Here is a 1,335-nt window from a genome sequence, read left to right as displayed (position 1 = left end):
TGGCTGGTGCCCGCGCCCCGCGCCAGCACCGCGATGTCGAGCGCCAGTTTCAGGTCGGCCTGGTCGCGCGGCACGACCACGCCCAGCGGCATGATCTGATAGATGGAGGCGTCGGTGGCGTAACGGCCGCGATCGGCATTGCCGAACATGACTTCGCCGCGCATCTCGCGCTGCAATTGCATGGCGAACGGCGTAGCTGCTGCAGTGCTCCGCGCACTCGGCGGAACCAGATGGATGGGCTTGACCAGCATGAGTAGTCCTGTCGAAAACGAAAAATGATGCGCAGGAATGCCGGGGGGGGGGGTCCGGCGCAGTGTTTTCAAACTTGCTGTCCGGCTGCATGCGGAACGCCAGCAACACACCGAAGCCCATCAGCACCATGCTGCCGAGGAAAGGCAGTTCCCAGTTGCCGGTCTTGTCGATCAGGTAGCCCGACAGCACCGGCGAAATGATCGCGGCCAATGCCGAACCGGTGTTCATCATGCCGCTGGCGGTGCCTGAATATTCCGGCGCGATATCCATCGGAATCGCCCACATCGGACCGATCGTCATTTCCGCGAAGAAGAAACCTGCGCTCAGGCTGATGATCGAGACGTAGAGATTGTGCGTGAACATCAGCGGCAACAGCGACAGCAAGGTCAGCAGCATGCACACCGATACCATGTAGCTGCGGGCGCGCTTGAGGTTGCCGGTGTTTCTCAGGATCTTGTCGCTGACGATGCCGCCCAGGGTATCGCCCACCACGCCGGCGAAGAACACGCTGGAAGCGAACAGCGCCGACTTCTTGATGTCGAGGTCATAGCTGTGCAGGAAGTATTGCGGGATCCAGCTCAGGAACAGCCACAAGGTCCAGCCGTAGCAGAAGTAGACGATGGTCACCGGCATCATGCGCTTGAACAGCGGCCCCCATGGAATCTTCGGGCTCGTCTTTTTGCCGGGCGGCAGGACCTCCAGTTCTTCCGCGGTGATGCGCGGATGCTTGGCCGGATCTTCCGTGAACACGAAGGCCCACACGATCACCCACACCAGGCTGAATGCGCCGAAGATGTAGAACGATTCACGCCAGCCATGTTCCGCCATGATCCACACCACCGCCGCCGGCGCCACCGCATTGCCGATCCGTGCGAAGGCATGGGTGATGCCCTGGGCGAAGCCGCGCTTGTCTTTGGCCACCCAGCGCGACATCGCCGTGGTCGCCGCCGGGAAGGTCGCGCCCTCGCCGAGACCGAGCAGCAAACGCGCCAGCAGCAGCGACACCAGGCCGCCGGCGAAACCGGTCAGCACCGTCGCCAGCGCCCACAGCAAGCCGCAATAGATCAACGTGCGGCGCGCGCC

1 protein-coding gene and 1 pseudogene are annotated in these 1,335 nt (G+C 62.9%); both read right to left on the bottom strand.

Translation table 11 applies throughout. The annotated features are described in order from the left end of the window. On the bottom strand, positions 1–251 hold a 251-nt coding region (locus HLUSI_RS34000; RefSeq protein WP_167321463.1), incomplete at its 3' end, for an FAD-binding oxidoreductase. Positions 252–303: 52 nt separating this feature from the next. Continuing rightward, positions 304–1,335 (bottom strand): annotated as a pseudogene (locus HLUSI_RS27710) (MFS transporter); the annotation flags it as partial.

The sequence above is a fragment of the Herbaspirillum lusitanum P6-12 genome (assembly GCF_000256565.1).
Lineage (GTDB): Bacteria > Pseudomonadota > Gammaproteobacteria > Burkholderiales > Burkholderiaceae_D > Herbaspirillum > Herbaspirillum lusitanum.
Note: the sequence above shows the minus strand (reverse complement) of the source record. Positions and strands in the feature narration are given on the sequence as shown.